This is a genomic window from Lysinibacillus sp. ZYM-1 (genome assembly GCF_001308875.1).
Lineage (GTDB): Bacteria > Bacillota > Bacilli > Bacillales_A > Planococcaceae > Lysinibacillus.
The window spans coordinates 1-6,156 of record NZ_KQ465172.1; the positions used below are offsets into that span (position 1 = coordinate 1).

General features: G+C 38.5%; 5 protein-coding genes and 1 pseudogene. 1 reads left to right on the forward strand and 5 read right to left on the reverse strand.

All coding sequences use genetic code 11. The annotated features are described in order from the left end of the window. Positions 1–374: 374 nt before the first annotated feature. The 5 genes and pseudogenes from AO843_RS23590 to AO843_RS23610 form a co-directional block, all read right to left on the reverse strand. Entirely contained in the window at positions 375–1,145 is a 771-nt protein-coding gene (locus tag AO843_RS23590; protein WP_054613484.1) for an IucA/IucC family C-terminal-domain containing protein, read from the reverse strand. Next, positions 1,142–1,969: an ABC transporter ATP-binding protein gene (locus AO843_RS23595; protein ID WP_054613485.1), complete on the reverse strand. Its 828-nt coding sequence runs from the start codon at positions 1,967–1,969 to the stop codon at positions 1,142–1,144. Before AO843_RS23595 ends, AO843_RS23590 begins: the two co-directional genes overlap by 4 nt. Positions 1,970–2,016: 47 nt before the next feature. Then, positions 2,017–3,057 carry a FecCD family ABC transporter permease gene (locus AO843_RS23600; RefSeq protein ID WP_054613486.1) on the reverse strand — a complete coding sequence of 347 codons (1,041 nt, stop codon included), beginning with the start codon at positions 3,055–3,057 and terminating at the stop codon, positions 2,017–2,019. Then, positions 3,050–4,065, reverse strand: a pseudogene (locus tag AO843_RS23605) (FecCD family ABC transporter permease). Before AO843_RS23605 ends, AO843_RS23600 begins: the two are co-directional and overlap by 8 nt. Positions 4,066–4,195: 130 nt before the next feature. Beyond that, entirely contained in the window at positions 4,196–5,200 is a 1,005-nt protein-coding gene (locus AO843_RS23610) for an ABC transporter substrate-binding protein (RefSeq protein WP_054613487.1), read from the reverse strand. Between the two features lie 470 nt (positions 5,201–5,670). Here AO843_RS23610 and AO843_RS23615 point away from each other — a divergent pair, with 470 nt between their 5' ends. After that, entirely contained in the window at positions 5,671–5,979 is a 309-nt protein-coding gene (locus tag AO843_RS23615) for a CotD family spore coat protein (protein WP_054613488.1), read from the forward strand. Positions 5,980–6,156 lie beyond the last annotated feature (177 nt).

Below are 6,156 nucleotides of genomic sequence, written 5' to 3' on the forward strand. Positions count from 1 at the left end.
GCCCGTAGTGGAAATCAACGGCTTTACTTTATTTCATTGTAAAAGAAAAAAGACTATAGGCAAACTCTCAAATTTTTTGAGTTTGTCTACAGTCTGAAATGCCAAGTCCATCTAGGACTTGGCATTTTAGATTAGAATAGTAGGTGGCCGACTAATGCTGCAATTGGAAGCGAGATAAGTGTACGTAATATAAATATCACAATTAAATCGAAAAATTTCAATGGAATTTTTGTCCCCAAAATTAGCCCACCAACCTCAGGTACTTCCATCTAGTATAACAATATTTCAACATAACAAACAGAAATTTTAACGGAAAGAAAAAGTGAATAAACACGACTATTTATTCACTTCGGGGAATTGTAAACTTTATGAGGTTAGACTAGTCTTTTTATTTTAGGACAGGAGATACAAAAGTCATTTGTTTCGTCAGATGTATGATAATAGAAACAACATGTTTTTCTTAAGCGTATTGGTTGCTCGGATTCCTTTATCGTCACTTTAGGTCCACAATAATTCGTCAAAGGATTCTTCCTCTCGCCAAAAAGAGAGCCAGGAGCCTGATTTACAATGTAGTGATAATCTTCTTGTATGCGAGTGATTTCTTGCTCATTGGCCCCTTCTCTTATTTTCGTTTCGTATAGCCAATTGACATAAATAGCTGTATTTTCCCATAAGATTGTTTTCGGAACTTTACTTATTTTCGTTAATGATTGCCACACTTTTGTTAGATTATCCGCAAAGATTCCTTTGAGAATCTCATCACGCCATGCTTCACGATCTTGTGTTGGGACTGACACTGTATGATCGTTGAACCGAATGTTAGGCAGCCATGGTTTCGCATGAGGTTCTACTTCCACCCAGATATTTTCGATAGTAACATCTAGCCCTTTATCATATCTCGACATGGCATAAAATGCTGAAGCCATCGTTAAAACACTATAGCGCTTCGCAAATAACGATGCCGTAACTTGTGTAGATGGGGACTGAAAAAAAGGCGCGATTTTTTGTAAATAGGCTAGCGCCTGGTCAGTGTCCAATAAATTTTCAGCACATAGCGAGTAAGCAGCGTCTACTGCTGGCTCAATCGTCATTCGATAATCACATAGTAGTATTGATATTTCTTCAGCTGACAGTTTTAAGCTCAAGTGACCCCTACCTCCTCGAATGTTTCCATCTGAATTGCTCGTCCTTTGCCATGTGGAACACATAAAGGTGTACCAAATAGAGGGTCTCTCATAATGGTACAGTCCATACGAAACACAGCTTGCACCATCTCAGGTGTCACCACTTCCTCTGGCTTGCCTTGCGCGTACACTTGTTTATTTCGCACAGCCACAATATGATGAGCATAGCGACAGGCTAAGTTTAAATCGTGTAATACCATAACAACTGTTCGACCCTCATTTTCATTTAAATCAAATAGTAAGTCTAAAATTTCTACCTGATGAGCCATATCTAAATAAGTTGTAGGTTCATCTAGTAAAATAAGATCTGTTTTTTGAGCCAATGTCATGGCAATCCAAACACGTTGACGCTGACCTCCTGATAATGCATCTACTGGGCGATCCGCAAATTCCGTCATCTGTGTCACCTCAAGAGCGTTATTCACTATTTTTTCATCCTCAGTAGACCATTGCTTTAACCAGCTCTGATGTGGATAACGACCTTGTTTAATCAATTGTTGAACGGTTAATCCTTCGGGTGCAACAGGTCCCTGTGGTAGAATGGCTAAACGTTTTGCCACTTCTTTAGTTGAAATTGCATCTAGTGTACTATCTTCTAAGAAAATTTCACCCGACTTTGGTTTTTGTAGTCGTGCAAACGTTCTTAGTAGCGTGGATTTCCCACAACCATTGGCACCTACCAGTACCGTAATTTTTCCTTTTGGTATTTGAAGATTCAAATCTTCCAAAATAATATTTTCACCGTAGCTTACATGTAAATCTTGTGCTTCTAAGACACTTTTCAAAATCTCGTCACCTTCTTCTCACACTTTTAACTCATATATCCTTTGCATTATTGATTACGCGTTTTAAATAGTAAATAAATAAAGAATGGTGCTCCAATCGCAGCCGTAAAGACACCTGTTGGTAAATCCTTTGGTAAAAAGGCTGTTCGTGCAACAATGTCGGCTACGATGACAATAATGCCACCAATTATAGCAGTAACAGGTATTAATCCTGCAAAAGAACGCCCTACAAGCATTCTACTCATATGAGGCGCCACTAATCCAACAAAGGCAATCCCACCAGCAAAAGCAACCGCAGAACCAGCTAGCATCACACTAATGAGTAAAAAAAGTAAACGGTACACCTGAACTTTTACCCCTAGCCCTATCGCAATGTCATCTCCTAATTCCTTCACATTTACCGTCCTCGCCAAAACAAATGTTAGTGGCAACAAAAGAGCAACCCATGGTAAAAGCAAATAGACATCTTGCATATTCGCCCCATACAAACTACCTGTCAGCCATAAATAGGCCTTCGTTGTTGCGGCAACCTCACTGATGACCAGCAGCATCGTCACAACTGCCTTTGCTAATGCGGAAATCCCAATACCAATAAGCACCATTCGAATAGGTGTGACACCTTTTCTCCATGACAGCAGGTAAATGATAAAGGAGATAACGGCAGCACCTAAAATGGCTGCTAACGGTAAAAATTGAATGCTGACAGATCCCATAAAGTACACGATAAAAATAATCGCACCCATCGATGCTCCACTTGTTACACCGATAATATCTGGAGCTGCAAGAGGATTACGGATAATTCCTTGTAAAATTAAACCAGCCACTCCCAGCGCTGCTCCAACTAATAATGCCATCAATACACGCGGGAGCCTTAATGTATGTAAGACAAAATCGTACTCTCCATTCCCATAGCCTAATAATTCTTTAACCACTGTCACAGGATTGATAAACTCGCTACCCGCAGATAAACCAAGAACCGTTATGATGACTAATAATAAGCTTAATAGTAGTAAAATCCAACAAGTTCTTTGGGCGATTTGAAATGATATGCGATCGGATTTCGTTCGAACCGTCCTATAATTAGACATTTTTCGCTAACCCCTTTCGTGCAATATAGATGAAGAAAGGAGCACCAATGAATGCAGTCATTACACCAATAGGCATTTCTAACGGCATAATTACGTATCTCGCTAATATATCTGAAAGCAATAACAATATGGCTCCTAATACCGCACTGTACGGTATAATCCAACGATAATCCGTACCAACAAGATGAATCGCAATATGAGGGACAATCAAACCAATAAAGCCAATCGAACCCGCTACAGCAACTGAGCTACCTGCAAGAATGATAATAATGATACCGAGTGTGAGTTTCGTCAACACCGTTCGTTGTCCTAAGCCTTTGGCAATATCATCACCTGATTGTAAAATATTGATAGAACGCCCCATACCGATCGCCACAACTGTGACCCCTAAAATAAATGGTAGGACAGGCACGAGCATGTCAATGCTACGCCCTGATACAGATCCCGCTAACCAAAAAAGTACACTTTGTAAACCTTGTTCATCAATCACTAAAAGCCCCTGCGTAAACGAGACAAATAGAGCTGTAATCGCTGCACCAGCTAAAACTATTTTAATTGGTGTTAAACCATCTCTTCCTAATGACCCAAGGAAAAATACCATAGCTCCCGCTGCACCAGCACCTAAAAAGGCAATCCACATATAGCTCATAAAGAATTAACAGAAAATAGAGTAATGGCACTGACAATAAAAAATATGGCTCCTGCATTAATACCCAAAATATCAGGAGCTGCTAAAGGATTTCTCGTTAGTGCTCGCATTAATGCCCCCGCGATGGCAAGGCTTGCGCCAACTACTGTAGCGATCACAGCTCTTGTAAATCTAGATGTTCGAATAATGACATGCTCCTTATTAGCAGCATCAAAATGAAAAATGGCATCATAGATTGACGAGAAGGGGATGGACGTTTGACCAATCGTTATGCTGATCACAAATGCCAGCAAAAGGATCAAACAACTGATGAACAAGCCTATTTGTTTCATCGAGGTAGTAGAAAGAATAATTCTCATTTTATGCCAACTTTCTTGATCCACAATTTATCTTTTGAATAGAGTAGTAGGTTTTGATTGTTACCCCCTACAGTGAGAGGGCTGTTATGCAAGCATTCTCTAACACTTTAAACAGCCCTAACCATCTTCTCTATTTTTCTAATTCAAATTTGTCATAAATATCATCTAACATTAAGTTAGCACTAATTAGTCCACCTGCTAGATTCCAATTAATTTCATCTACTTGATAAACTTGATTTGCTTTCACTGCATCAAGCTCTTTCCATAGTGGATGACTTGTCCACTCTTCATAATTTTTTTTGACTGCCTCATCATTTTCCATAAACATATAAATAACATCGGCATTCATTTGCGTAATACTTTCTTTATCCGTTAGCTTGACGATCTCCAATGAGTCATCTGTTAAATTTTTAGGACCTTGGAAACCAAGCTCTGACAAGATAGAACCAGCATACCCTGTTATATAAATACGTGCATGGTCTGCTCTGAAATTGACAACAGAAACATGGAATGGCCATTTATCGCCAAGTTTCTCTTGAATTTTCGTTTGAAAATCAGCAACTCGTGTATCCCAATCTCCTAATAACTCTTTCACTTTTTCTTCCTGATTCATTGCTTGTCCCATCATTTCAGCTGTACCTTTGAAATCAAAAACCGTTTCATGAGCAACTGTTGGTGCAATTTGTGATAACTGATCATAAATTTCCTCATGACGAACTTTCGATGCAATAATTAAATCTGGTTTCAGCTTTGCGATTTCTTCCAGATTGGGTTGTGTTTCCTGTCCAACAATGGCAACGCCATCTAAATCTTTTTTCATATAATTATAAAAAGGCGCTTCAGCCCAAGATTCTACTGCACCTACTGGCTTAATGCCCATCGCTACTGCTACATCTGTAGCCCCTTGATATAGTGTAACGATTTTTGTGGGTGTCCCTTCAATTGTGGTAGTACCCATTGCGTGTGTAATCTCACGGCTAGAAGATTCTGTGTTTCCTTCTTCTGCTTTGTCATTTTCTTGTGAATTACTAGTGTTTGATGCTTTATCTCCACACCCAACTAGCAAAATGGAGAATATTAAGAATAATGCAAAAAGAATGTGACTATTTTTGTTGCGTAGTGATAATTTCGACATACATTTCCTCCTAAGATATAATCAATAACGATTATCATTATCAATTAAAGAGTATACTGTACGACTGTTTTATTGACAATATCTATTTTTTCAAAAAAACATATTTTTTATCTTGATTCAGCCTACAGCTCGCTCCTCTAAAGTTTGGAAGATGTAGGCTTGTTTTGTTTATTGGCAAAAATCCTGACACAATTATACCGAGATGTATTGGATTATTGACTAAAAATTCATGGCATTTATCTAAAACAATAGCTCGAATCAATGTCATTTTAATGTCGGCAGAATGTTAAAAAAGCTTTTGGTAGTTGCTTCGTTCATCCAATATGTAGGCAAATCAACAATAGATTTTCTACTATTCCAGCGACTTGTTAGATTTACCTATTCAATAATAGGCAAATAAATAGTCCCTATCGACGTCTATCTCATATCTTAATAATGAACGACAACTTATCAAAACAGGAGGTTATAACATGTTTCAACGAAGACGCCATCCGGCAAAAGGTCCACACTGCTGTCCGCCACAAACAATGCCAATGCAATATGACCCACCACAATTTTTACCACCGGAGCAATATGTTCGCACAAATTATATCCATACAGTTGTTCCACATGTACAACCAGCACATGTCACAACAGTGAACAAACATATGATTGATCATCAATACTATTTCCCATGCACTGAGTCTGTTGTTAATGAATGCTGTGAAACACATACAATGTGCGGTATGCCGCATAACCATTGTCATATGCCACACCATCATAAACATATGGGTTATTAATCATACATTCGGATATATAATGCCCCAGCATTACTTCAGTGATTATAGACAAAAAAACCGAGTAGCCTCCATGAGGTACTGATATTATCCCCTTTAGGTAGACAATGTTAAAAAAACTACAGTACGCTGTAGATAACATTATACTTAAAGGGGATTTTTCTATGTCGAGAAAAAATA